Annotated in this window: 22 protein-coding genes; 13 read left to right on the forward strand and 9 right to left on the reverse strand. The window is 67.4% G+C overall.

Features of this window, described 5'->3' with window-relative positions:
* Positions 1-20 precede the first annotated feature (20 nt).
* Positions 21-308 carry a type 4 pili assembly inhibitor PlzR gene (gene plzR, locus JHD77_RS28795; protein ID WP_003102510.1) on the forward strand — a complete coding sequence of 96 codons (288 nt, stop codon included), beginning with the start codon at positions 21-23 and terminating at the stop codon, positions 306-308.
* A 74-nt stretch (positions 309-382) separates the two neighbouring features.
* Here plzR and srfA read toward each other — a convergent pair whose 3' ends face one another.
* A complete protein-coding gene (gene srfA / locus JHD77_RS28800) occupies positions 383-613 on the reverse strand; it encodes a stress response facilitator SrfA (RefSeq protein WP_003090022.1) in 231 nt (76 codons plus the stop codon).
* Positions 614-931: 318 nt separating this feature from the next.
* Here srfA and JHD77_RS28805 point away from each other — a divergent pair, with 318 nt between their 5' ends.
* Positions 932-1,474 (forward strand): DUF4946 domain-containing protein, encoded by a 543-nt coding sequence (locus JHD77_RS28805; RefSeq protein WP_003090018.1) that lies wholly within the window; start codon positions 932-934, stop codon positions 1,472-1,474.
* Positions 1,475-1,513: 39 nt separating this feature from the next.
* Here the strand turns inward: JHD77_RS28805 and JHD77_RS28810 are convergent, their stop codons facing one another.
* Complete coding sequence (locus JHD77_RS28810) at positions 1,514-1,660, reverse strand: PSPA7_2676 family Cys-rich small protein (protein ID WP_003090016.1); 147 nt, start codon at positions 1,658-1,660, stop codon at positions 1,514-1,516.
* A 136-nt stretch (positions 1,661-1,796) separates the two neighbouring features.
* A complete protein-coding gene (locus JHD77_RS28815) occupies positions 1,797-2,489 on the reverse strand; it encodes an MgtC/SapB family protein (RefSeq protein ID WP_003102512.1) in 693 nt (230 codons plus the stop codon).
* A gap of 220 nt (positions 2,490-2,709) precedes the next feature.
* Here JHD77_RS28815 and JHD77_RS28820 point away from each other — a divergent pair, with 220 nt between their 5' ends.
* The 6 genes from JHD77_RS28820 (at position 2,710) to JHD77_RS28845 (ending at position 10,554) form a co-directional block, all read left to right on the forward strand.
* Positions 2,710-4,404: an AMP-binding protein gene (locus tag JHD77_RS28820; protein ID WP_003113337.1), complete on the forward strand. Its 1,695-nt coding sequence runs from the start codon at positions 2,710-2,712 to the stop codon at positions 4,402-4,404.
* A gap of 68 nt (positions 4,405-4,472) precedes the next feature.
* Positions 4,473-5,558 carry an AraC family transcriptional regulator gene (locus JHD77_RS28825; RefSeq protein ID WP_023130680.1) on the forward strand — a complete coding sequence of 362 codons (1,086 nt, stop codon included), beginning with the start codon at positions 4,473-4,475 and terminating at the stop codon, positions 5,556-5,558.
* Between the two features lie 177 nt (positions 5,559-5,735).
* Positions 5,736-7,403, forward strand: coding sequence for an acyl-CoA synthetase (locus JHD77_RS28830; RefSeq protein WP_003102517.1), 1,668 nt, complete (start codon positions 5,736-5,738; stop codon positions 7,401-7,403).
* Positions 7,404-7,422: 19 nt separating this feature from the next.
* Positions 7,423-8,190, forward strand: coding sequence for a 3-hydroxyacyl-CoA dehydrogenase (locus JHD77_RS28835; RefSeq protein ID WP_003102518.1), 768 nt, complete (start codon positions 7,423-7,425; stop codon positions 8,188-8,190).
* A 17-nt stretch (positions 8,191-8,207) separates the two neighbouring features.
* Entirely contained in the window at positions 8,208-9,398 is a 1,191-nt protein-coding gene (locus tag JHD77_RS28840; RefSeq protein WP_003108823.1) for an acetyl-CoA C-acyltransferase, read from the forward strand.
* Positions 9,399-9,426: 28 nt separating this feature from the next.
* The gene (locus tag JHD77_RS28845; RefSeq protein WP_003090001.1) at positions 9,427-10,554 is read left to right on the forward strand and encodes an acyl-CoA dehydrogenase family protein; all 1,128 of its coding nucleotides are present in this window, start codon (positions 9,427-9,429) and stop codon (positions 10,552-10,554) included.
* A gap of 116 nt (positions 10,555-10,670) precedes the next feature.
* Here JHD77_RS28845 and JHD77_RS28850 read toward each other — a convergent pair whose 3' ends face one another.
* Entirely contained in the window at positions 10,671-11,603 is a 933-nt protein-coding gene (locus tag JHD77_RS28850; protein WP_003090000.1) for a LysR family transcriptional regulator, read from the reverse strand.
* Positions 11,604-11,776: 173 nt separating this feature from the next.
* Between JHD77_RS28850 and JHD77_RS28855 the strand changes: the two genes are divergently transcribed.
* Positions 11,777-13,006, forward strand: a complete 1,230-nt coding sequence (locus tag JHD77_RS28855; protein ID WP_003089998.1) for an acyl-CoA dehydrogenase — start codon at positions 11,777-11,779, stop codon at positions 13,004-13,006.
* A 42-nt stretch (positions 13,007-13,048) separates the two neighbouring features.
* On the opposite strand, the gene JHD77_RS28860 is transcribed toward JHD77_RS28855, so the two are convergent.
* From JHD77_RS28860 to JHD77_RS28875, 4 genes are all read right to left on the reverse strand, one after another.
* The gene (locus JHD77_RS28860; RefSeq protein ID WP_003089995.1) at positions 13,049-13,240 is read right to left on the reverse strand and encodes a hypothetical protein; all 192 of its coding nucleotides are present in this window, start codon (positions 13,238-13,240) and stop codon (positions 13,049-13,051) included.
* Positions 13,197-14,240: a TerC family protein gene (locus tag JHD77_RS28865; protein ID WP_003104462.1), complete on the reverse strand. Its 1,044-nt coding sequence runs from the start codon at positions 14,238-14,240 to the stop codon at positions 13,197-13,199. The genes JHD77_RS28860 and JHD77_RS28865 overlap by 44 nt, the downstream gene beginning before the upstream one ends.
* Before the next feature lie 149 nt (positions 14,241-14,389).
* The gene (locus tag JHD77_RS28870) at positions 14,390-15,784 is read right to left on the reverse strand and encodes a substrate-binding domain-containing protein (protein WP_003139062.1); all 1,395 of its coding nucleotides are present in this window, start codon (positions 15,782-15,784) and stop codon (positions 14,390-14,392) included.
* Positions 15,785-15,843: 59 nt separating this feature from the next.
* Positions 15,844-16,758 (reverse strand): LysR family transcriptional regulator, encoded by a 915-nt coding sequence (locus JHD77_RS28875; protein WP_075604361.1) that lies wholly within the window; start codon positions 16,756-16,758, stop codon positions 15,844-15,846.
* Between the two features lie 94 nt (positions 16,759-16,852).
* Here JHD77_RS28875 and JHD77_RS28880 point away from each other — a divergent pair, with 94 nt between their 5' ends.
* Positions 16,853-17,284 (forward strand): VOC family protein, encoded by a 432-nt coding sequence (locus tag JHD77_RS28880; RefSeq protein ID WP_003124543.1) that lies wholly within the window; start codon positions 16,853-16,855, stop codon positions 17,282-17,284.
* A 110-nt stretch (positions 17,285-17,394) separates the two neighbouring features.
* On the opposite strand, the gene xthA is transcribed toward JHD77_RS28880, so the two are convergent.
* Positions 17,395-18,207, reverse strand: coding sequence for an exodeoxyribonuclease III (gene xthA / locus JHD77_RS28885; RefSeq protein ID WP_003104469.1), 813 nt, complete (start codon positions 18,205-18,207; stop codon positions 17,395-17,397).
* Positions 18,208-18,351: 144 nt separating this feature from the next.
* On the opposite strand from xthA, the gene JHD77_RS28890 reads away from it, so the two are divergent.
* From JHD77_RS28890 to JHD77_RS28900, 3 genes are all read left to right on the forward strand, one after another.
* A complete protein-coding gene (locus JHD77_RS28890; RefSeq protein ID WP_003139068.1) occupies positions 18,352-19,065 on the forward strand; it encodes a GNAT family N-acetyltransferase in 714 nt (237 codons plus the stop codon).
* Between the two features lie 133 nt (positions 19,066-19,198).
* Positions 19,199-20,938: an autotransporter assembly complex protein TamA gene (locus JHD77_RS28895; protein WP_003122638.1), complete on the forward strand. Its 1,740-nt coding sequence runs from the start codon at positions 19,199-19,201 to the stop codon at positions 20,936-20,938.
* Entirely contained in the window at positions 20,935-24,600 is a 3,666-nt protein-coding gene (locus tag JHD77_RS28900; RefSeq protein ID WP_031756735.1) for a translocation/assembly module TamB domain-containing protein, read from the forward strand. The genes JHD77_RS28895 and JHD77_RS28900 overlap by 4 nt, the downstream gene beginning before the upstream one ends.
* Positions 24,601-24,616: the final 16 nt, after the last annotated feature.

Here is a 24,616-nt window from a genome sequence, read left to right on the forward strand (position 1 = left end):
CCAGTCGAAGGATCTGACTCATGGATGTCCCTCCCACCGTTCAGGATGAACAGGCCGTTTCCCGCCAGTTGCACTCGTTGAGTGTGCGCAATCTCGCTCACCTGGCCGCTGCCCTGACCCAGCTCGGCTTCGAGCTGTCGCGCAGCTCCGACCCTGGCACCCGCCAGGCGGCCAATGCCTTCATCGGCCAGTTGGCCAATATCAACCAGGACATCGATCGACAGATCGAGCTGCTCAGCGCGCTGGACGCCGACAACGTGGGGTTTCGCCTGCTGGACGAGGTGCAATACCCGGATGCGCCCGAATGAGCCGACGCCAGGAGCACGCAAAGAGTGGAGGGGGTGTGCGGGCCGAGAGCGGCAGTCTCCCGGCGTGGCGCTGATCAGTCTTCCTGGCGCAGGTCGCTGAGCATCTGCTCCCAGTACTGGTTGGCCTTGCGGTTGAGATCGAAGGCGGCTTGACGCAACTGGTCATACTCGGCGCCGCTGTAGCCGCTTTCGCGCAGCTTCTGGCGAGCGGCGTCGGCTTCTTCGCGCAGACGGTTGTAGGTCGCCTGGTCGTCCGCCCAGGTCCTGCCTGTGCGCCGGGTGTACTTGTCCTGGGGTTCAGCCATGGGTTCTCCTTGCGGGCCGGATGGGACTTGGAAAAACGCTGCGCTGAACAGACTTTTTCCAATGGCAAAAATTCAAAAAAAACTGACGGATTGCGCGACTTCGCTATTGGTACCGATGTCCCATACCTGTACGCCAGCCGATGAAATTTGTGCGTTCCTCGCCAAGTCGGCTAGCTTGTTCAGGCTTGCGCCTTGGCGCTCGCCGTCTCTCCGGTAAGCTGGGAACGTTGTCGCCATGGGCTCGGAGACTGCGCGGACGGCGCCATGGCGACAGGTCCGACCTTTCCCTCCGATGGGTTTTGCGAGTAAGGAAATGCTATGAGAAGCAAGGCGTCCGGCTTGGCGCTGGTGGTAGTGGCGGGGCTTGTGGCGGGTTGCGCCAGCAGTGGCTATCAGCCCGAGGTCGACTGGCCGGCCGGCTGGCAGGTGATCACCGAGAGCATCCCACCCGAGGCCAGCGACGTGGAGCAACTGGGCTCCCGGCAACTGGCGACCAAGCTCGGGCCGGGAGGCGAGAAGGAAGCCAGCATCGAGTTGCTCAGCCTGAAGATGATGGAAGAGGAGTCGGTGGAGATTGACGGCCAGTTCCAGAGTGTCTTCGATGTCGTCCAATCGGGCTACCGCAAGGCCGGGCTGGGCTCGCGCTGCACCACACCGATCCGCTCGAACCTCGGCGGCCTGGCATCGCTGGAGACCCACTGCCGGATCAGCCAGGGCAACGAGGTGCTGCTGACCCAGATCGTGGCGATGGCCCTGGGACAGCGCGCGATGTACTCCCTGGTATATACCGCCAGTCCGGCCAACAGCGTGGTCTACCGGCAGAGCTACCTGCGCACCCGGGCCAGCCTGGTCCTGCGCTGAAGGGCCAGCCGCTCGACGCCTGGACGCGACCGGCGTCGCTCAGGCTTCCTCGGGCGGCGCCTCGACGCTGAGATAGCGATGGGCGCCGCAACGCCGGCAACGTTGGCGCAGCATCAGGTCGGGGCCTACCGTGACCAGGCTACCTTCGTCCCAGCGGCAACCTCGCAAGAAACAACGCAAGCGCATGACTCCTCCCCGCGGGGCGGCTCGCCCCGTCCACGAAACAGGCAGTGGTGGTGTGGTTCACTCCGGCTTGTTCTTGTCTGGAGGTGGGAAAAGCCTGCGGCGAAGCGTCTAGAATGGGCAACCTAAATTCGCCGGTTCATTCCGCGGCGGGATTCATCACCCAACTGGCGGCGGTGACCTGCGGTGCCAGGCACAGCTCGCCGACCATCTGTTCCACCAGTGAGTCCTCCTTGTGCAGGGTGAACACCACGGCGTTCACTTCCACGTTGCCGCTGCCTTTCAGCGCGTGGCTTTCCAGGCTCTGCAGGTTCAGGCGGTTGTCGCCCATGCGTTGCAGCAACTGCATGCGCACCAGCGCTTCGTTGCGCGCCTCGCAGGACACGCTGATCTGGTAGAAGCGCTCCTGCTCGGCCTCGCCCGAGGTGTGGCGGTCCACCACCCGGCCGAGAGCGGGCAGGAACAGGTTGGCGATGACGATCAGCGCGGTCGTCATGCAGGCCGCCAGGATGAAACCGCTGCCGGCCAGTACGCCGATCGCGCCGGTGCTCCAGATGCTCGCCGCAGTGCTCAGGCCGCGTACGCTGAGGCCGTCGCGCATGATCACGCCGGCGCCGAGAAAACCGATGCCGCTGACTACCTGGGCCGCCATGCGGGTCACGCTGACCTCGTTGTCGAGCAACAGCGGCAGGATCGAGAAGCTGGCCGCACCGAGTGCGACCATCGCGTGGGTGGCCATGCCGGAAGAGCGCTGTCGCCATTGTCGCTCGAGACCGACCAGCGCACCGAGGCCGAGGGCCGTCACCAGGCCGATGGCGATTTCCGGGGTCATGCTGTGCTCCTGTGAAAAACCGCCCATTCTACGCCGTTCCGTTGGGCCGCGCCGGGGCCGACGGCCCTGGGCGGATAAGCCTCTTGCGTTTACCTTTACGTTAACGTAAACATGCTCTTCGACTTCACCGACACCGCTCGCCGGTGTCCGTCGTAGCGCCCTGGCGGCGCAGGACGACGGTTCAGCGACATTCCCAGAACAACCACAACAAGGGAAAGCCATGAATCAGCCGAGCTATACCTCGGGTCGCCAGGATGTCGCCTTGCTGGCGACCACCGTCGGCGACGCCTTCGATGCCACCGTCGCGCGTCATGCCGAGCGCGAGGCGCTGGTGGTGCGGCATCAACGCCTGCGCTACAGCTGGCGGCAACTGGCGGAGCGGGTCGATGCCTACGCCCGCGCCTTCATCGCGCTGGGCCTGCGCCCCGGCGAACGCCTGGGGATCTGGGCGCCGAACTGCGCCGAATGGTGCATTACCCAGTTCGCCAGCGCCAAGGTCGGTGCGGTCCTGGTGAACATCAACCCGGCATACCGCAGCAGCGAGCTGGAATACGCTCTCAAGCAGTCCGGTTGCAGTTGGCTGATCTGCGCCGACGCCTTCAAGACCAGCGACTACCACGCGATGCTCGGCGACCTGCTGCCGGAGCTGGCGCGGGCGCGTCCGGGCGAACTGGCCAGCGAGCGCCTGCCGGAACTGCGCGGCGTGATCAGCCTGGCCGAGCGGGCGCCGGCGGGCTTCCTGCACTGGCAGGGCCTGCCGGGGCTGGCCGCCGCGGTAGGCGCCGAGGAACTGCGCCAGCGCCAGGCCTCGCTGCAGTTCGACGAGCCGATCAACATCCAGTACACCTCCGGTACCACCGGCTTCCCCAAGGGCGCCACCCTCAGCCACTACAACATCCTCAACAACGGCTACATGGTCGGCGAAAGCCTCGGACTCGGCGCGGAAGACCGCCTGGTGATCCCGGTGCCGCTGTATCACTGCTTCGGCATGGTGATGGGCAACCTCGGCTGCGTCACCCACGGCTCGACCATGATCTACCCGGCGCCCAGCTTTGACGCCGAGGCGACCCTGCTGGCCGTGGCCGAGGAGCGCGCCACCGCGCTGTACGGGGTACCGACCATGTTCATCGCCGAGCTGGATCATCCGCGCCGCCGCGAATTCGACCTTTCCAGCCTGCGCACCGGAATCATGGCCGGCGCCACCTGCCCGATCGAGGTGATGCGGCGGGTCATTGGCGACATGCACATGGCCGAGGTGCAGATCGCCTACGGCATGACCGAGACCAGTCCGGTGTCGCTGCAGACCGGTCCGGACGATGGCCTGGAGCTGCGCGTGACCACTGTCGGACGCACCCAGCCGAGGCTGGAGAGCAAGATCGTCGACCAGACGGGCAGGGTGGTGCCGCGCGGCGAGATCGGCGAGCTGTGCACCCGCGGCTACAGCGTGATGCTCGGCTACTGGAACGACCCCCAGGCCACCGCCGAGGCCATCGACCCGGCGCGCTGGATGCACACCGGCGACCTGGCGGTGATGGACGACGACGGCTACGTGCGGATCGTCGGGCGCAGCAAGGACATGATCATCCGCGGCGGCGAGAACATCTATCCGCGCGAACTGGAGGAGTTCTTCTTCACTCACCCGGCGGTGGCCGACGTGCAGGTGATCGGCATCCCCGACGAGCGCTATGGCGAGGAAATCGTCGCCTGGATCAAGCTGCATCCGGGCCACCACGCCGATGACGAACAGTTGCGGGCGTTCTGCAAGGCGCGTATCGCTCACTTCAAGATCCCGCGCCACTTCAAGTTCGTCGACGAGTTCCCGATGACCGTTACCGGCAAGATCCAGAAGTTCCGCATGCGCGAGATCAGCATCGAAGAGATTCGCCTACTCGCGCTGCGCCAGGGGCGCGATTGAGAGGATGGAGCCGCGCCCCGCTCCTGCGCTAAGGTGGCGGGCGGCGCGCAGCGAGGCGAGAGGGGCGGGTGAAGAACGACGGCGAGACTCAGGCGAGCACCAAGGGCACCATCTCGGTGCGCCTGGTCGGCGAGGCGCTGGTGGAGTGGCGCCGGCAGGGCGGCGAGGAGGGTGAGGTCCTCCAGGCCGCCGGTATCGATCCGCAGCTGCTCGGCAAACCCTACGCGCGGGTCACCTCGCACGCCTATTCGCGGCTCTGGCTGGATCTCGCTTGGCGCATGGACGACGAGTTCTTCGGCATGGACTCGCGGCGCCTGAAGAGTGGCAGCTTCGCTTTCATGAGCCGCTGTGCGATTCACGAGCAGACCCTGGAGCCGGCGCTGACCGGCATCCTGCGATTCCTCTGCCTGCAGTTCGACGACTTCCAGCCGCGCCTGCAGCGCCGTGGCGGCCTGGCGGAAATCGTCCTCGACGAGGCACCGGGCCGGTACGGGCGAGCGCTGTCCTACTTCACCCTATGGATGATCACCCATGGCCTGGCCTGCTGGCTGGTCGGCCGGCGCATCCCGATCCTGGCCATCGACCTGCGCTGTCCGCAGCCGGACTACATCGAGGACTACCGGGTGATGTTCAGCGACAACCTGCGTTTCTCCCGTCCCCTCAGCCGTCTGCTGTTCAATGCCGACTGCCTGGTCTTGCCGGTCCGCCGCGACAAGCGGGAGCTGCGGCGCTTCCTGCTCGGCGCGCCGGCCAACATCCTGGTCCGCTATCGCGATCCGCAGAGCCTGGCGGCGCGGATCAAGGCCTACCTGCGCAGCCTGCGGCCGGGACGCTGGCCGGACGCGGACGCGCTCGCCGGGCATTTTTTCATGGCGCCCTCGACCCTGCGCCGCAAGCTGTCCCTGGAAGGGCAGAGCTACCAGGCGCTGAAGGACCAGGTCCGCCGCGACCTGGCCATCGCGCGGCTGGACGCCGGCGCGGCGAATTTCGCCGAACTGGCGCTGGAGCTGGGCTTCGCCGATGGCAGCGCGTTCCACAAGGCGTTCAAGAAGTGGACCGGCTCGACCCCCGGGCGGTACCGGACGCAGGTCGCGGCGGAAACCGCGTCGGCCGAGTCGTCAGGCGTCTTGTCCGAAACGCTCGGCCATCGATAGGGTGAATGCCCGCGCAGCGTCATCCGCCGTATGTCGCGAACGGTTCGGCGGGGCAGGCGGCCAGCACGGATTGTCCAAACCGCTCAGGCAGATTGAAGCCTTTCGACATTGCCCCGCGTCGGCCATGGCGTGAAGATTCCGGCTACTCCATACAAAAACAAGCCGAGGAGTCCTGCAATGCGCGACTACGCCACCACTGCCGCCGGGTTCGACTTGCAGCGGACCGCCGCCGCCACGCTTTCCGGTACGCTCCAGGCGCTCAACGCCTGCGTCGAATGCTGCGACCGGCATGCCCTGCCGGGACGGATCGCGTTGTTCTGGGAGGGCAAGGATGGCAGTCGCGCCAGCTATACCTTCAGCGAGCTGAAAGCGCTCTCCGGACGTTTCGCCAATTTCCTCCAGGCCCAGGGCGTACGCCCGGGCGACTGCGTCGCCGGCCTGTTGCCGCGCACGCCCGAGCTTCTGGTCACCATCCTCGGCGCCTGGCGCCTGGGCGCGGTGTACCAGCCGCTGTTCACCGCCTTCGGCCCGAAGGCCATCGAACACCGCGTGGCGACCGCCGGCAGCAAGGTGCTGGTCACCGATGCGGCCAACCGCGACAAGCTCGACGAACTCGCCGATCCGCCTCTGGCCGTCACCGTCGGCGGACCGAAGGGGCAGGGCATCCGTCGCGGCGATTTCAGCTTCTGGGCCGAGCTGGAGCGCTATCCGGCCGAATTCGAACCGGTTCCGCGCAGCGGCGAGGATCCGTTCCTGATGATGTTCACCTCCGGCACCACCGGCCTGGCCAAACCGGTGCCGGTGCCGCTCAAGGCGATCCTCGCCTTCGTCGGCTACCTGCGCGAGGCGGTGGACCTGCGCCCCGAGGACGCCTTCTGGAACCTCGCCGATCCGGGCTGGGCCTACGGCCTCTACTACGCTGTCGCCGGTCCCCTCGCCATGGGCCATCCGACCACCTTCTACGAAGGGCCGTTCAGCGTGGAAAGCACCTGCCGGATCATCCGTGACTACGGCATCACCAACCTTGCCGGATCGCCCACCGCCTATCGCCTGCTGATGGCCGCCGGCGCGGCCGCGGAAACTGCGCTGAAGGGGCGCCTGCGCGCGGTCAGCAGCGCCGGCGAGCCGTTGACCCCGGAGGTGATCCGCTGGTTCGCCGACAGGCTCGGCACCACCATCCACGATCATTACGGGCAGACCGAGCTGGGCATGGTGCTGTGCAACCACCATGCCCTGGCGCATCCGGTGCGGGTCGGCGCCGCCGGATTCGCCTGTCCCGGGCACCGGGTAGTAGTGCTGGACGACGATCTCAACGAACTGCCGCCCGGCCAGCCAGGCATCCTCGCCCTCGACCGGCGGCGTTCGCCGCTGATGTGGTTTCCCGGCTACCAGGGCCTGGAAACCGCAGCCTTCGTCGGCGACTACTACCTGAGCGGCGATACCGTCGAACTCAACGAAGACGGCAGCATCAGCTTCGTCGGCCGCGCCGACGACGTCATTACCACCTCTGGCTACCGGGTCGGCCCGTTCGATGTGGAGAGCGCGCTGATCGAACACCCGGCAGTGATGGAGGCGGCGGTGATCGGCAAGCCCGACCCGGAGCGCACCGAACTGGTCAAGGCCTTCGTCGTGCTCTGCGCCGGCCACCGGCCGACGCCGGAACTGGCGGACGCATTGCAGCGATACGTGCGCCAGCGCCTGTCGGCGCACGCCTACCCGCGGGAGATCGAGTTCCTCGAGGAACTGCCGAAGACTCCCAGCGGCAAGATCCAGCGCTTTCTCCTGCGCAACCAGGAGATCGCCCGGCAACGCGAGGCGGCCCCACGGGCGGCCGCCGCGAACTGATTCAGCAGGAGAAAACGACGTGCGTATCGAAAATCGAGTGTTCCTGGTTACCGGCGGCAGCTCCGGCCTCGGCGCCGCCACCGCGAAGATGCTGGTGGAGCAGGGTGGCAAGGTGGTGCTGGCCGACATCAACGCCGAGGCCGGCGCGGCCAAGGCCGCCGAGCTTGGCGCCCAGGCGCGCTTCGTCAGGGCCGACATCGCCAGCGAGGCCGACGGCCGCCAGGCCGTGGCCGCTGCACTGGAGGCCTTCGGCGGCCTCCATGGCCTGGCCAATTGCGCGGGCGTGGCGCCGGCCGAGAAGGTCCTCGGACGCAATGGCATCCATGCCCTGGAGAGTTTCCGCCGGGTCATCGACATCAACCTGGTGGGCAGTTTCAACATGCTGCGCCTGGCCGCCGAGGCCATGTCCCAGGGCCAGCCGGACGAGGGCGGCGAGCGCGGGGTGATCGTCAATACCGCCTCGGTGGCGGCGTTCGACGGGCAGATCGGCCAGGCCGCCTATTCCGCCTCGAAGAGCGGGGTGGTCGGCATGACCCTGCCCATCGCCCGCGAGCTGGCGCGCTTCGGCATCCGGGTGATGACCATCGCCCCGGGCATCTTCGAGACACCGATGATGGCCGGCATGCCCCAGGAGGTGCGCGACTCCCTCGGCGCCAGCGTGCCGTTCCCGCCGCGCCTGGGGCGTCCGGACGAATACGCCGCGCTGGTCCGGCAGATCATCGAGAACAGCATGCTCAACGGCGAAGTGATTCGCCTCGACGGCGCCATCCGCATGGCCGCCCGCTAATACAGGAGGAAGATCCCATGACCCGCGAAGATCCGATCGTCATCGTCAGCGCCGTCCGCACCCCGATGGGCGGCTTCCTCGGCGACTTCAAGGACGTCAACGCCGCTACCCTCGGTGCCGCGGCGGTGCGCGCCGCGGTGGAGCGGGCGCGCCTGCAAGCCGACGAAGTGGACGAGGCCGTGCTCGGCTGCGTGCTCGCCGCCGGCCAGGGCCAGGCGCCGGCGCGCCAGGCGGTGCTTGGCGCCGGACTGGCGCGCGGCACGCCGTGCTCGACGCTGAACAAGATGTGCGGCTCGGGCATGAAGGCGCTGATGCTCGCCCATGACACGTTGCTCGCCGGCAGCGCCGGGGTCGCGCTGGCCGGGGGCATGGAAAGCATGTCCAACGCGCCCTACCTGCTGGAGCGCGCCCGTAGCGGCTACCGCATGGGCCACGGCAAGGTGCTCGACCACATGTTCCTCGACGGCCTCGAAGACGCCTACGACAAGGGCCGCCTGATGGGCACCTTCGCCGAGGACTGTGCCGAAGCCTACGGTTTCACCCGCGAAGCACAGGACGAGTTCGCCGTGGCCTCGCTGACCCGCGCGCAGCAAGCCATGCGCGACGGGCGCTTCCAGGCCGAGATCGTGCCGCTGACGGTCACCGCCGGCAAGACCGAGCGCCTGGTGGATAGCGACGAGCAGCCGCCGAAGGCCCGGCTGGACAAGATCCCGACCCTGAAGCCGGCGTTTCGCGAAGGCGGCACGGTGACCGCGGCCAACTCCAGTTCGATTTCCGACGGCGCCGCCGCGCTGGTCCTGATGCGCCTTTCCGAGGCCGAGCGACGCGGGCTCGCGCCGTTGGCGGCGATTCGTGGGCATGCTTCGTTCGCCGACGCGCCGAACCTGTTCCCCACCGCGCCGGTCGGTGCGGTGAAGCGTCTGATGCAGCGTACCGGCTGGTCGCTGGGCGAGGTCGACCTGTTCGAGGTCAACGAAGCCTTCGCCGTGGTCGGCATGGCGGCGATGCGCGACCTCGACCTGTCCCACGAGCGCCTCAACGTCCACGGCGGCGCCTGTGCGCTGGGCCATCCGATCGGCGCGTCCGGCGCGCGGATCGTCGTGACCCTGCTCAACGCCCTGCAGCAGTACGACCTGGAACGCGGCGTGGCGGCGGTCTGCATCGGCGGCGGCGAGGCGACCGCGATCGCCGTCGAGCGCTTGCGCTGATGCAGGCAGTGAAGAAGAGGAACCCGCGATGATTCCCTGCGAAGAAGAGATCCAGATCCGTGACATGGCGCGGCAGTTCGCCCAGGAACGGCTGAAACCGTTCGCCGCCGACTGGGACCGCGAGCACCGTTTCCCGGCCGAGGCGATCCGCGAGATGGCCGACCTCGGCTTCCTCGGCATGCTGGTGCCCGAGGAATGGGGCGGCGCGCAGACCGGGCACCTGGCCTACGCCATGGCCCTCGAAGAGATCGCCGCTGGCGACGGCGCCTGCTCGACCATCATGAGCGTGCACAACTCGGTCGGCTGCATGCCGATCCACAAGTTCGGCAGCGCCGAGCAGAAGGAGCGCTTCCTCCGTCCGCTGGCCCAGGGTTCGATGCTCGGCGCCTTCGCCCTGACCGAGCCGCAGGCCGGTTCCGACGCGAGCTTCCTGAAGACCCGCGCCCGCCGCGACGGTGACCACTACGTGCTGAACGGTGCCAAGCAGTTCATCACTTCGGGCAGCCACGCGGGGATGGTGATCGTCTTCGCGGTCACCGATCCGGATGCCGGAAAGCGCGGCATCAGCGCGTTCATCGTGCCCACCGACACGCCCGGCTACGAGGTGGTGCGGATCGAGGACAAGCTCGGCCAGCACGCCTCGGACACCTGCCAGCTGGCCTTCAACGACCTGCGTATCCCGGCCACGCTGCGCCTGGGCGAGGAGGGCGAGGGCTACCGCATCGCCCTGGCCAACCTCGAAGGCGGCCGCATCGGCATCGCCGCCCAGGCGGTCGGCATGGCGCGCGCGGCGTTCGAGGCGGCGCGCGACTACGCCCATGAGCGGGAAACCTTCGGCAAGCCGATCATCGAGCACCAGGCGGTGGCCTTCCGCCTGGCCGACATGGCCACCCGCATCGCCGTGGCGCGGCAGATGGTCCACCACGCCGCCAGCCTGCGCGAAGCCGGCCTGCCGTGCCTGACCGAAGCCTCGATGGCCAAGCTGTTCGCCTCGGAGATGGCCGAGGAAGTCTGCTCCGCGGCGATCCAGACCCTCGGTGGCTATGGCTACCTCAAGGACTTCCCGGTGGAACGCATCTATCGGGACGTGCGGGTCTGCCAGATCTACGAGGGCACCAGCGACGTGCAGCGCCTGGTGATCGCGCGCAGCCTGTAGCGGCGACTATCCGTCGTTTCCGCAACGGCGCCTTCTCCCTTCAGGGAGAGGGCGCACTGAGGCACCTCGGAAGCAAATGCCCGAGCCTCGTTCGCCCTACGCCCCTTGGCAGGCGCTCACGCCGGCTGCGCCGCCTTGTTCTCGCGCGCGGTGACCTGCTGGCACAGCTCGATGATCTGCTCGCGCATCCAGCGGTTGGCCGGGTCCTGATCGGTGCTCTCGTGCCAGTACAGGTGGGTTTCCAGCTTCGGCACGTCGCTCACCGGCAGCACCGCGTAGTGCAGGTCGTGGTGACGGGCGAAGCGTTCCGGCACGGTCATCGCCATGTCGGTCTGCTGGACCACCGTGGAGGCCATCAGGTAGTGCTGCGAGCGCAGCGCGATCTTGCGCTGGATGCCCATCTTGCCCAGCGCCAGGTCGATGTAGCCGAGGCCGCTGCGGCGGCTGGAAATATGGATGTGGGTCAGGCCCAGGTAATCGTCCAGGGCCAGCTTCGGCTTGCCCGCCAGTGGGTGGCCGCGGCGCATGGCACAGACGTAGCGGTCCTCCATCAGCTTGACGTGGCGCACCTGGGGATCGGTGTTCAGCGGCGCGTCGACGGCGAAGTCGAGGCGGCCGGCGGCGAGTTCCTTGGTGGTCTCGCGGCGCTTGGCGAGGAAGCTCTCGATATGCACGTTCGGCGCCAGGCGGCGCAAGCGCTGGAACAGCGGGGGGAGGATGACCGCTTCGGTGAGGTCGGTCATGCTGATGCGGTAGGTCTTGTTCGCCTGCTGCGGATCGAAGCTGCGGCTCTCCTGCACCGAAACCCGCAGCAACTGCAGCGCGTTGCGCACCGGGCCGATGATGTTCTGCGCCATAGGGGTCGGCACCATGCCTTGGGCGGTGCGCACGAACAGCGGGTCGTTGAAGGTCTCGCGCAGGCGGGAAAGGGCGTTGGATACGGCTGGCTGGGTGATGCCGACGATCTGCCCGGCGCGGGTCAGGTTGGCTTCGGTATAGATCGCATCGAACACGATGAACAGGTTCAGGTCGACTTTGTTCAGGTTCATGGCACTGGCTCCGCGACTTTTCTTGTTATTGGGGGCTTGGATGACCCCCATATGGATCATGAATGTTCATGGACGGAAAAAATAGACTGGGCAAATCTTAAGCCCTGTTCCGGCATCGTTACCAGCGCCTTTGTCCGATGCCTCGCCTGCCAACCCGTCAGAAGGTATCCCCCATGGATTTCGCCTATTCCCCCAAGGTCCAGGAGCTGCGTGAACGCGTCAGCGCGTTCATGGAAGCGCATGTCTATCCCGCCGAAGCCGTGTTCGAGCGCCAGGTCGCCGAGGGCGACCGCTGGCAGCCGACGGCGATCATGGAAGAGCTTAAGGCCAAGGCCAAGGCCGAAGGGCTGTGGAACCTGTTCCTGCCCGAGTCCGAGTACGGTGCCGGGCTGGCCAACCACGAATACGCGCCGCTGGCGGAAATCATGGGCCGTTCGCTGATCGGGCCGGAACCCTTCAACTGCGCCGCGCCGGATACCGGCAACATGGAGGTGCTGGTGCGCTACGGCAGCGAGGAGCAGAAGCGCACCTGGCTGGAACCGCTGCTGAGCGGCGAGATCCGCTCGGCCTTCGCCATGACCGAACCGGGCGTGGCCTCGTCCGACGCCACCAATATGGAGGCGCGCGCCGAGCGCCAGGGCGACGACTGGGTGATCAACGGACGCAAGTGGTGGACCTCCGGCGCCTGCGATCCGCGCTGCAAGATCCTGATCTTCATGGGCCTGACCAACCCGGACGCGCCGCGCCACCAGCAGCACTCGATGATCCTGGTACCGGTCGACACCCCCGGGGTGAAGATCCTCCGTCCGCTGCCGGTGTTCGGCTACGACGACGCGCCGCATGGCCATGCCGAAGTGCTGTTCGAGAACGTGCGGGTGCCCTACGAGAACGTCATCCTCGGCGAGGGCCGCGGTTTCGAGATCGCCCAGGGGCGCCTCGGCCCGGGCCGCATCCACCACTGCATGCGCTCCATCGGCATGGCCGAGCGCGCCCTCGAACTGATGTGCAAGCGCGCGGTCAGCCGTACCGCGTTCGGCAAGCCGCTGGCGCGCCTGGGCGGCAACATCGACCACATCGCCGACTCGCGGATGGAGATCAACATGGCGCGCCTGCTGACCCTGCAGGCCGCCTACATGATGGATACCGTGGGCAACAAGATCGCCCAGAGCGAAATCGCCCAGATCAAGGTGGTGGCGCCCAACGTGGCGTTGAAGGTGATCGACCGGGCGATCCAGATGCACGGTGGCGCCGGGGTTTCCAACGACTTCCCGCTGGCCTACTGGTACGCCATGCAGCGCACCCTGCGCCTGGCCGACGGTCCGGACGAGGTGCACCGCGCGGCGATCGGCAAGTTCGAGCTGGGCAAGTACGTGCCCAGGGAGATGCTGCGCAGCAGCCGCTGACGGCTGTGGTATAGGGGAAAGGCCCGCGGGTGCGGGCCTTTTTCATTCCGGGGAGTCTGCCCCTTTTTCCTCGGCGTTGCGTTCCAGCTGCCACGCGCGACGGCTGTGCAGCAGGGCGGCGAACTCGCGGGCCGCCCGCTCGTTGCGGAAGCAGATCCCACGCGTGCCGAGGCGGACCCGCCAGAAAGGTTCAGCGTGGGTGTCCAGACGTTCGATCCAGAGCGTGTTCGGCATTCGGTTCGGCCTTGTCCTCGACGGTGGCTTTCGGCGTGCGGGTCTTCAGCAGGGAGAGCAGGATACCGCCCGCCAGCAGGCCGAAGGTTACGCCAAGCGAGAGGCCGGCGGGAATCTTGCCGATCACACCGTGGAGCATGATCTTCGCACCGATGAACACCAGCACCAGGGCCAGGGCGTATTTCAGGTAGACGAAGCGGTGGATCATCGCCGCCAGCGAGAAGTACAGGGCGCGCAGGCCGAGGATGGCGAAGATGTTCGAGGTGTAGACGATGAACGGGTCCTGGGTGATGGCGAAGATCGCCGGCACGCTGTCCACCGCGAACACCAGGTCGGCCAGCTCGATCAGCACCAGGGCGAAGAACAGCGGGGTGGCGTAGCGCACCAGCTTGCCGCTGGCGTCCGGCAGGCGGACGAAGAAGTGATGCTCGTGCAGTTCCTTGGTCACCCGCATGTGCTTGCGCAGGAAGCGCAGCACCGGGTTGTGCTCCAGGTCGGGTTCTTCCTCGTGCTTGTTGAACAGCATCTTCACGCCGCTGAACAGCAGGAAGGCGCCGAACACGTACATGATCCAGTCGAATTCCTTCACCAGCGCGGCGCCCAGGCCGATCATGATCGCCCGCAGGACGATGGCGCCGAGGATGCCCCAGAACAGCACCTGGTGCTGGTAGCGGCGGGGGATGCCGAAGAAACTGAAGATCATCGCCATGACGAACACGTTGTCCATCGATAGCGACTGTTCGACCAGGAAGCCGGTGTAGTACTCCACCGCGCTGGTGGGGCCGAAGGCGTACCAGACCCAGCCGCCGAAGGCCAGGCCGCAGGCGAAGTAGCCGGCGGACAGCAGCAGGCTTTCGCGCACGCCGATTTCGTGGTGGTCGCGTTGCAGCACGCCGAGGTCGAGGACCAGGAGAACGATGACGATGGCCAGGAAGGCCAGCCAGAACCAGGTAGCCGTACCGAGGAACGGTTCGGTGAGAAATGCATGCAGAGCTGCCATTGGGCCCCCTCGCTTCGAATTGTCGGATGGTCATGTGACTCCGACATGGCGGCAATTGCTTACCGTCAGAGGGGCCCGCAGTCACTCGGAAAAAATAAACCAGGCTCCGGGCGCCGGCAAAACGGCGAGGTTACAAAGTGCTACAGCGTTCAGTAGACCCAGACTTCCACCCGCCGGTTCTTCTGTCGGCCCAGTTCCTGGTCGTTGCTGGCGACCGGCAACTCGTCGCCGAAGCCGGCGATCTCGCGGAAACTCACGCCGCCGCGGGCCAGTTCGCGGCGCACGGCCATGGCGCGCAGGCGCGAAAGCAGGACCGAGCGCTCGGCGTCGGACTTGGGATCGCCGAAGCCCACCAGCACGGTGCGCTCCTGCAACTTCCGATTTTGCCGCAGGTAGTCCAGCAAACGCTGTACGTCGAGCAGTGCCTTGTTGTCGAGCAGCGCGCTGCCTTCCTGGAAGCGGAAGTTCACCGTCAGGCGCCGCGCCTGTTCCGCGAGCTTGCGGTATTCGGCGGGCATCTGCGGGCGCGGTGCGATCTGCACCGCCTGGATCTTCTGCGCGACGAAGCCGCTGCGGGTGACGATCGCCTGGCCGCGCGGGCCCTGGGCGAAACGTACCAGGGCCTGGGCCCAGGGGTTCTTCTCGCCGGGCTTCAGGTAGAGGAACAGGCGGCGCGACAGCGGATAGTCCTCGGTGGCGATCAGGCTTTCCTGGGGCGCCATCGGCAGCGATTCGCCGTCGGCGATGGCCAAGGCGCGGGCCCGGCCCACCGACGCGATGCCGACGAAGCCGATGGCGTGCGGATCGGCGCTCACCGCGGCCGCCAGCCGATCGTTGGATTCGAAGCGGCGGGCGTCGCTGGCCAGGCTTTTGCCGTGACTGGCCAGCACCAGTTCCTTGAAGGTGTCGTAGGTGCCGGACTGCTCGTCGCGAGCGTACAGGCGGATGGCGCCGCCCTTGCCGCCCAGTTCTTCCCATGTACGCACCTCGCCGGCGAACACCGCCGCCAGTTGCGCGGTGTCCAGCGAGGCCAGCGGGTTGTCCGGATGCAGGATGATCGCCAGTCCGTCGATGGCGATCACCTGCTCGGCATATGGGCTGCGCAGGTCGCCGAAGCCGGCCAGGGCGCGAACTTCGCTGTCCTTGACGGGACGCGAGGCCGCGGCGAGTTCGGCGTGGCGTTCGAGGAGGGCGGCGAAGCCGGTGCTCGAACCGTGGGCGGATAGCTCCACCCTCACCAGGCGGCCGTCGCGGCTCTTGCCGAGCAGATGGAGTTCGTTTTCCCGTTCTCCGGGGGTACGGCGGATATCCTCCAGGCCTTCCTCTTCCATCAGGCCCTCGACCAGGGCCGGCAGGAGCTTCGCGCCGATGGTGTTGGAACCCTGGATGCGCAGCGCCGGCGTGTCGTCCGTGGGGATCGGCAAGGGGGCGGCGAATACCGACCAGGGGAAGGCGTAACAGAGGAATCCGAGGAAAACCAGGCTCAGGGTACGGCTCCAGAGGTCTTTGTCACTGGCGCGCTGGCGGTGTGGCATCGCGGGCATCGTCTTCTATGGGGGAAGGGATTTGCCGGCGAGATTAAGTCAGACGGGTGACGCTAAGGTTACAGCGTTGGGGAATCATGGCCCTGCGCCATTGTCTCGGTCAGGAAGTCGAGAAACACCCGGGTCTTGCCGGCCAGTTGGCGCGATGGATAGACCGCGTGGATCGCCGTCTCGTCGGCCTTCCAGTCAGCCAGCAATTCAACCAGGCGGCCTTCGGCCAGTTCCGCCTGTACGTACAGCCGTGGGATCAGGCTCAAGCCGAAGCCGGCGAGCAGGGCATCGCGCACCGCCAGGCTGGAGGACACCCGGTAACGGCCGGCGATAGGCACCGCTATGCACTCGCGGTCCTTGCGGAAGGTCCAGCGGTCGGCATGGCCAGAGAGGCTGAAGCGGATGCACTCGTGTTCGCGCAGGGCCTCCGGCCGCAGCGGCTGGCCATGCTGACTGAGGTAGGCCGGCGCCGCGCAGAGCACGTGCTCCAGGACCAGCAGCGGGCGGGCGACCAGGCCGGAGTCCGCAACCCGGTCGCTACCACGCAGGGCCAGGTCGATGCCTTCGGCGATCAGGTCCTGGCGGCCGTCCTGCAGGAGCAGTTCCAGGCGCAGGTCCGGATAACGCTGGAGAAAAGCCGGAATGGCCGGGGTCAGGCAGGTGAGGGCGAGGGTCAGCGGGGCGCTGACCCGCAGCAGGCCGCTGGGGCCCTGCTGCATCGAAGTGAGCGCGGCGTCGGCGGCCTCGAGGTCGTCGAGGATGCGCTCCAGGCGCTGCCGGTAGACTTCGCCGGCCTCGGTCAGGCTCATGCTGCGGGTGGTGCGATTGATCAGGCGCACCTTGAGGTGCGCTTCCAGCTCGGCGACGTTCTTGCTCACGGCGGCCGGCGAGAGATTCATCTGCCGGGCCGCGGCGGCGAAGCCGCCATTCGCGGCCACGGCGCGGAAGACCTTGAGGGCGGTGAGGTGATCCACGGGGATAATTCACTGTCAGTAATCAATGAATCAGGGATTAAACCATTATCAACCCGAGGTGTGCTGGCTAAAGTCTTGCCATAGTCCACGGTCCAAGAGGTGAATGACCATGCAACCCTTCGTCGTCGAACGTCTCGATCACATCGTCCTGCGGGTCCGCGACCTGGAACGCAGCATCGCGTTCTATCGCGATGTCCTCGGTTGCGTGGTGGTGAAGTGGCGCGACGACCTGGAGCTGGCCCATCTGCGCCTGGGCACGTCGATGCTCGATCTGGTCGCGGTGTCCGGGGCGCTCGGCCGGGAGGGCGGTGCGGCTCCGGGTGGGGAAGGGCGCAACGTCGACCATTTCTGCGTGCGCATCGAGCCGTTCGACGAGGCCGCGCTGGTCGCCCATCTCGAGGGGTTCGGCCTGGTCCCGCAGGTTCCCGCGGAAATCCGCTTCGGCGCCGAGGGCGACGGCTGGTCGCTGTACTTCTTCGACCCGGATGGCAATCGAGTGGAGCTGAAGGGGCCGCGGGTGGACAATCCTGCCTGAGGGAAAGGCCCCGCGCCGGATAGGGGGGCGGCGTCGGCGAGATCGCCCGGACCAGGTAGCGATCGCCTGAAGGCTCATCCGGGGGATGAGCCTTTTCCTTGGGCTGAGCCTCAGGCCAGTTCCAGCCAGATCGGGGCGTGATCGGAGGGCTTCTCCATGCCGCGCAGGTCGTAGTCGATGCCGGCGTCCTTGAAGCGCGACTGCAGCACCCGGCTGGCCAGGATCACATCGATGCGCAGGCCGCGCTTGGGGTTGTCCTCGAAGCCACGGCTGCGGTAGTCGAACCAGCTGAAGCGGTCGTTCACCTCCGGATTCAGGGCCCGGAAGCTGTCGACCAGGCCCCAGTTCTTCAACGTAGCCAGCCATTCGCGCTCTTCCGGCAGGAAGCTGCACTTGCCGGTCTTCAGCCAGCGCTTGCGGTTTTCCTCGCCAATGCCGATGTCGCAGTCCTCCGGCGAGATATTGATGTCGCCCATCACCACCAGGGCCTGCTCGGGCTTGAAGCTGTTCTCCAGCAGCGACTGGAGATCGGCGTAGAAGCGCTGCTTGGCCGGGAACTTGGTCGGATGCTCGCGGTTCTCGCCTTGCGGGAAGTAACCGTTCATCACGGTGATCGGGTTGCCCTGGGCGTCGCTGAAGGTGCCCCAGATGAAGCGCCGCTGGGACTCCTCGCCGTCGCTCGGGAAGCCGCGGTGCAGTTCCAGGGGCGCCTGGCGGGAGAGCAGGGCGACGCCGTAGTGGCCTTTCTGCCCGTGGTAGTGGACGTGGTAGCCGAGCGCCTCGATCTCGGCCTGGGGAAACTGGTCGTCGGCGACCTTGGTTTCCTGCAGCCCGATCACGTCGGGCTGGTGCCGCTCGATCAGCGCCGCCAGCTGGTGCGGCCGGGCGCGCAGACCGTTGATATTGAAAGAGACGATTTTCATGGTGGGCGTCCTGGCAAAAACAGGAATGCTAGCCCAGCCGGGGGATGCCTGGCGACCCTGGAGGCGCTGTGCTAGTGTCCGCCGGGTACCCGATGGCTGTGTGGCTTGGCGCCTTGCCGGCCCTGTGGTCTGCCGCGGACGGGGATGGCCAGGCCATCCGCTCGACCAATCGCCGTGGCGAAGCGTGCGTGTCGCTGCGCCGGCGGCCGACAAGGAATGCGTTCCATGCCTGATCAGGTCACCGATGTCCGTCTGCTCGACGACGGCTATAGCCGCGAAGTCCGCTCGCTTTTCTACCACGCCTACCGCCACGAACCGACCTTCGCCTACCTGATGGATGCGCAGCGCGCCGGCTACGACCAGCGCGTGCGTGCCTGCGTCCGGGAGATGGTCGAGCGCCATCTGGGCGAAGAGTTGCCGGCCATCGGCCTGTTCATCGACGATCGGCTGGTCGCGGCGGCCCTGATCACGCCGCCGCAGCGGCGCCTGGATATCACCGAGAGCTGGAGCTGGCGCCTGCGCATGCTGTTCAGCGTCGGCCTGGCCGCGACCCGGCGCTACCTGGATTACCACCGGGCGGTGCAGGCCTGCCTGCCGGTCGGCCCCCACCACCAGTTGCCGATGCTCGGCGTGCATCCCGAATACCAGGGCAGGCAGATCGGCGAGCAGTTGCTGGCGGCTGTGCAGCGCTGGTGCGCCGAGGACTCCGCTTCGCAGGGGCTGGTCCTGGATACTGGCAATGCGCGCTACCTGGACTTCTACCAGCGGCACGGCTACCGCGAGATCGGCGAGGTGACGCTGGGAGCGGTGCGCGAGCACGTCCTCCTGCATCCTGGCGAGACGCCGGCGGCGACCTGAGCGTTCCCCCGGACGCGCGAGAAAAGCCATGCCTGTCAGGCGCTTGGCGTCATAAAACCCGAATGTCAGAAGGTGGTCGGCGGCGTCCGCGCAAATCTGGACGCGCGCCACCCGCCTGCGTAGCATCCGCGCCATGAGACTGACTCAAGGATTGTTCCGGTTCCCGCTGGCCGGGCTGCTGTGCCTGAGTACGGCCGCCTTCGCGGAGAGCCAGCTTAGCGTGCGCGTCACCCCCGCCAATGCCGCCCTGAAGGCCAATATCGAGGCCTATGTGGGTAGCCTCGGCGAGCGGGACGAGGCGGCGTTGCAACGTTTCCGCCGCAATGCCGAGGCACAGGCGGAAAAGGCGGCCCAGGCGCTCGGCTACTTCCAGGCGCAGATCGACAGCGAGGTGAAGGACGGCAAGCCGCCGAAGCTCACGCTCAAGGTAGTGCCCGGCGAGCCCGTGCGCCTGCGCCAGGTGAATATCCAGGTGCTCGGCGAGGCCGCCAGCCTGGAGAGCTTCCGCTTGCCGTCGGGCAAGCAGCTGAAACCGGGCGCGAAGCTGAACCAGGGCGTCTACGAGGACGCCAAGCGGCTGATCCAGAACCAGGCCTCGCGCTACGGCTTCTTCCAGGGCCGCTTCAGCACCCAGCGCCTGAGCATCGATCCGCGCGCCGGCATCGCCGACATCGACTTGGTCTACGACAGCGGCCAGCGCTACACCTTCGGCAAGGTGAGCTTCGACGGCGACTCGATCATCGAGGAAGAACTGTTGCGCCGCATGGTGCCGTTCAAGGCCGGCCAACCCTATGACTCCGAACTGATCGCCGAACTCAACCAGAACCTGCAATCCAGCGGCTACTTCGAGGGCGTGCGGGTCGACGCCGCGCCGACCCAGGCGCAGGCCGACGGCGCGCGCCAGGCGATCCCGGTAGCGGTCCGGCTGGAGGCGCGCAAGCCCCGGACCATGGGCGTCGGCCTCGGTTTCTCGACCGACGTCGGGGCGCGCGCGAGGTTCAACTGGACCCGCCATTGGGTGAATGCCGAAGGGCATAGCCTGGGATTCGAGTCGGAAATCTCCGCACCACGGCAGAACGTCGGCGCCTGGTACGAGATTCCCCTCGATCCGCCGCTCACCGACAAGCTGCGCTTCACCAGCGGCTACCAGTTCGAAGACCTGGTCGACACCGAGAGCAAGCTGCTGACCCTTGGCGGCGAATGGCACAGCAAGCAGCCCGATGGCTGGCAGCGGGTGGTTTCGCTGAACTGGATGCGCGAGGAGTACAAGCTGGGCGACGACTCCGGGCTGAGCAGCTTCCTGATGCCGGGGATCGGCTACTCGCTGCTGGAGACCGACAACAAGGTCGACCCCAGCCATGGCTACCGCCTGCAGTTCAACGTCAAGGGGGCGAAGGAAGGCCTGCTGGCCGACGCCGACGTACTCCATGTCGACGCCATGGCCAAGGGCCTGACCAGCTTCGCCGGCGGCCATCGCCTGCTCGGCCGCCTGCAGGTAGGCGGAATCGCCACCAACGACTACAAGTCGATCCCGCCCTCGCTGCGCTTCTTCGCTGGCGGCGACCAGAGCGTGCGTGGCTACGACTACCGGACGCTGTCGCCGGAGAATTCCGATGGCGACAAGATCGGCGGCCGCTACATGATCGCCGGCAGCGTCGAGTATCAATATCCGCTGGCCGAGCGCTGGCGCCTGGCGACCTTCGTCGACCAGGGCAACGCCTTCAACTCGCTGGACTTCCCGTCGATCAAGACCGGGGTCGGCTTCGGCGTGCGCTGGGTCTCGCCGGTCGGCCCGTTGCGCCTCGACCTGGCCCATGCGCTCGACGACGACGGCGGTTTCCGCCTGCACTTCTCCATGGGGCCAGAACTGTGAAGGCGCTGAAGATCACCCTGCTGGCCATAGTCGGGCTGCTCCTCGCGCTGCTCCTGGGACTCGCTGCGCTGCTCGGCACCCAGGCCGGCAGCGCCTGGCTGCTCGGCCGCGTGCCGGGCCTGCAGGTCAGCGGCTTCGAGGGTCGCCTCGGTGGCGCCTGGCAGGCACAGCGGCTGTCCTGGGCGCAGGACGGTACGCAACTGGTCGTCGAGCGGCCGGAACTGCGCTGGTCGCCGGGCTGCCTGGCGGGGCTGCGCCTGTGCCTGCAGCGGGTGGCCGCCGAACGGGTCGCGCTGGACCTGCCGCCGAGCGGCGACAGCGCCGACAGTGGGCCGATCAGCCTGCCGACGCTGAAACTGCCGCTGAGCATCGAACTCGGCGAAGTGGCGGTCGGCAGCTTCCTGCTCGACGGCAACCAGCAGGTCGCCGAACTCAAGCTGGCGGCCCATTGGCTGGCCGACGGCCTGCACATCGACTCGCTGACGGCGCGGGGCTTCGGCCTGGACCTGGCGCTCCAGGGGCGCTTGCAGCCGAGCGGCGACTGGCCCTTGCAGGCCGAAGCCACGCTCGGCCTGCCCGCTCCCGAAGGCAAGCCGTGGAAGCTGGCCGTCCAGGTCGGCGGTGAACTGCAGCAGGCGCTGACCCTGAAAGGCCGCAGCAGCGGTTACCTGGACGGCAGCCTGGAAGGACAGTTGCAGGCGCTGGCGGAAAACCTGCCGGCACGATTGCTGATCCGCGCCGACGGTTTCAAGGGGGCGGCCGGACTACCGGACACCTTGACCCTGAATGCCATCCAGCTCGATGCCAGCGGCGATCTCAAGAGCGGTTACCTGATCCGCGGCGGCGCCAGCCTGCCGGGCGAGGGTGGGGCGGTGGCGTTGAGCCTGGACGGGCGGGTCGACGCCCAGGGCGCGGATATCCGCCAACTGCGCCTGGACGCTGGCGGCGAGCAGCGCCTGGAGCTGGTCGGACGCCTGGACTGGCGCGAAAGCCTGGCCGCCGACGCGACCCTGGACTGGAAGGATTTCCCCTGGCTGCGCCTGTATCCGCTGGCGGAGCCGCCGCCGGTGACGCTGAAGACCTTCAAGGCGGAAGTGCATTACCAGGACCAGCGCTACCTGGGCAATTTCAGCGCGGCGGCGAGCGGTCCGGCGGGCGACTTCACGCTGGCCAGCCCGGTGTCCGGCGACCTCGTCCAGCTCAACCTGCCGTCGCTGCAGCTCCGCGCCGGGCAAGGCCAGGCCGAGGGGCGGGTGACGTTGCGTTTCGACAATGGCGTGGCTTGGGATACCGCCCTGCAGCTCAGCGAACTGAACCCGGCTTACTGGGTCGCCGAGCTGCCGGGTTCACTGGCCGGTCCCTTGCGCAGCCGGGGAAGTGTTCGCGACGAGCGGCTGGCGTTGGGCGTGGATCTCGACGTCAAGGGCCGCCTGCGCGGCCAGCCGGCGCTATTCCAGGCGCGCGCCGAGGGCGAGGGGCAGCGCTGGACGCTGGGCAACCTCGACCTGCGCCTGGGGGATAACAAGGTTCAGGGCAGCGGGGCGCTCGACCAGCGCCTGCAAGGCCGCCTGGACATCGCCCTGAACCGTCTCGGCCAGCTTTGGCCGCAACTCTTCGGTCGCCTCGACGGACGCCTCGACCTGGCTGGCAGCCTCGCGGCGCCGCAAGGCAGGCTGAACCTCAAGGGACAGCAGATCGCCTACGCCGAGCAGCGCATCGCCGGCCTCGACCTGCAGGCGAACCTCGATGCCCGGCAGAACGGCACCCTGGCGCTGGTCGCTTCCGGCCTGCGCAGCGGCGAAACCGACCTCGGCCTGTTCAAGGCCAATGCCCGCGGCGACCAACGCCGCCAGCAACTGGAACTGGACCTGCAAGGCGCCTTGCTCAAGCTCGGCCTGGCCTTCGACGGGCAACTGGAGCGCGGCAACTGGCGCGGTCGCCTGGCGCGCGGCGAGTTGAGCAGCGGCGGCCAGGACTGGAAGCTACAGCAGCCGGCGCGCCTGGAGCGGTTGGCCGACGGCAGGGTCAATTTCGGCGCACATTGCTGGGTATCCGGCGCCGCCAGCCTCTGCGGCGGCGAGCAGCGCCTGCTGCCCGAGCCGCGGCTGCGCTACACCCTGCGCGACTTCCCGCTGGACAGCCTGAAGCAATGGTTCCCCGAGGACTTCGCCTGGCAGGGCAAGCTGAACGGCGACCTGCAACTGGACGTTCCGGCCCGCGGCCCGAGCGGCGTGGTCAGCCTGGACGCCGGCAGCGGTACGCTGCGCCTGCGCGACCAGGGCCAGTGGGTCGACGTCGGCTACGACAGCCTGCGCCTGGAGAGCCGGTTGGCGCCCAACCGCGTCGATACCTCCCTCGACTTCCGCGGACCGAAGCTCGGCGAGTTGCGGGTGCAGGCGCAGATCGACCCGCGCCCGGCGAGCAAGCCGCTGAGCGGCGAGTTCAGCCTGGCCGGCCTCGACCTGTCGGTGGCGCGCCCGTTCGTGCCGATGGTGGAGAAGCTGCAAGGCAGGCTGAACGGCAGCGGCCGGCTGTCCGGCGGCCTGCTGGCGCCGCGGGTCGACGGACGGGTGACGCTGAGCGACGGCAACATCGGCGGCGGCGAGCTGCCGACCAGCTTCGAGAACCTTTCCCTCGACGCTCGCATCGCTGGCGAAAGCCTGGAACTCGGCGGCGGCTGGCGCAGCGGCAGGTACGGCCAGGGCAGCCTGTCCGGCAACCTGAGCTGGGGCGAGGCGCTGAACGTCGCCCTGAACATCCGTGGCAACCGCCTGCCGGTGGTGGTCGATCCCTATGCGCAACTGGAGGTGGAACCGGACCTGAAGATCGGCATGGCCGGCCAGGACCTGGCGATCTCCGGCAAGGTCCTGGTGCCGCGTGGCGACATCACCATCCGCCAGTTGCCGCCATCCACGGTCAAGGTCTCCGACGACGCGGTGATCGTCGGCTCCGAGCAGCCCGAGCAGCAGCCGCTGAAGATGAAGATGGACATCGATGTCGAGGTCGGCCAGGACAAGCTGGCGTTTTCCGGCTTCGGCCTCAGCGCCGAACTGGCCGGCCACCTGCACATCGGCGACAACCTGGATACCCGCGGCGAGCTGAACCTGAACAAGGGCCGCTATCGTGCCTACGGCCAGCGCCTGACGATCCGTAGGGCGCGGCTGTTCTTCGCCGGACCGATCGACCAGCCGTACCTGGATATTGAGGCGATCCGCCGGGTCGACGACGTGGTCGCCGGCCTGCGCCTGACCGGCAGCGCCGAGCAGCCGACCAGCGCGGTATTCTCCGAACCGGCGATGAGCCAGGAGCAGGCGTTGTCCTACCTGGTGCTGGGGCGGCCGATGAGCACCGGCGAAGACAGCAACATGCTCGGCGAGGCGGCCCTGGCCCTGGGCCTGGCCGGTAGCGCACCGCTCACCGGGGAAATCGCCAAGCAGCTCGGCATCCAGGACTTCCAGCTGGACACCGAGGGCACCGGCAACAGCACCAGCGTGGTCGCCAGCGGGAATATCACCGACAAGCTCAGCCTGCGCTATGGTGTTGGAGTGTTCGAACCGGCAAATACCATCGCCTTGCGCTACCAGTTGACCAAACGCCTCTATCTCGAAGCGGCGAGCGGCCTGGCCAGTTCGCTGGACCTGTTCTTCAAGCGCGATTTCTGACGGATGCGCTGATACG

The sequence above is a fragment of the Pseudomonas sp. P20 genome (genome assembly GCF_016463925.1).
GTDB classification, from domain to species: domain Bacteria; phylum Pseudomonadota; class Gammaproteobacteria; order Pseudomonadales; family Pseudomonadaceae; genus Pseudomonas; species Pseudomonas aeruginosa.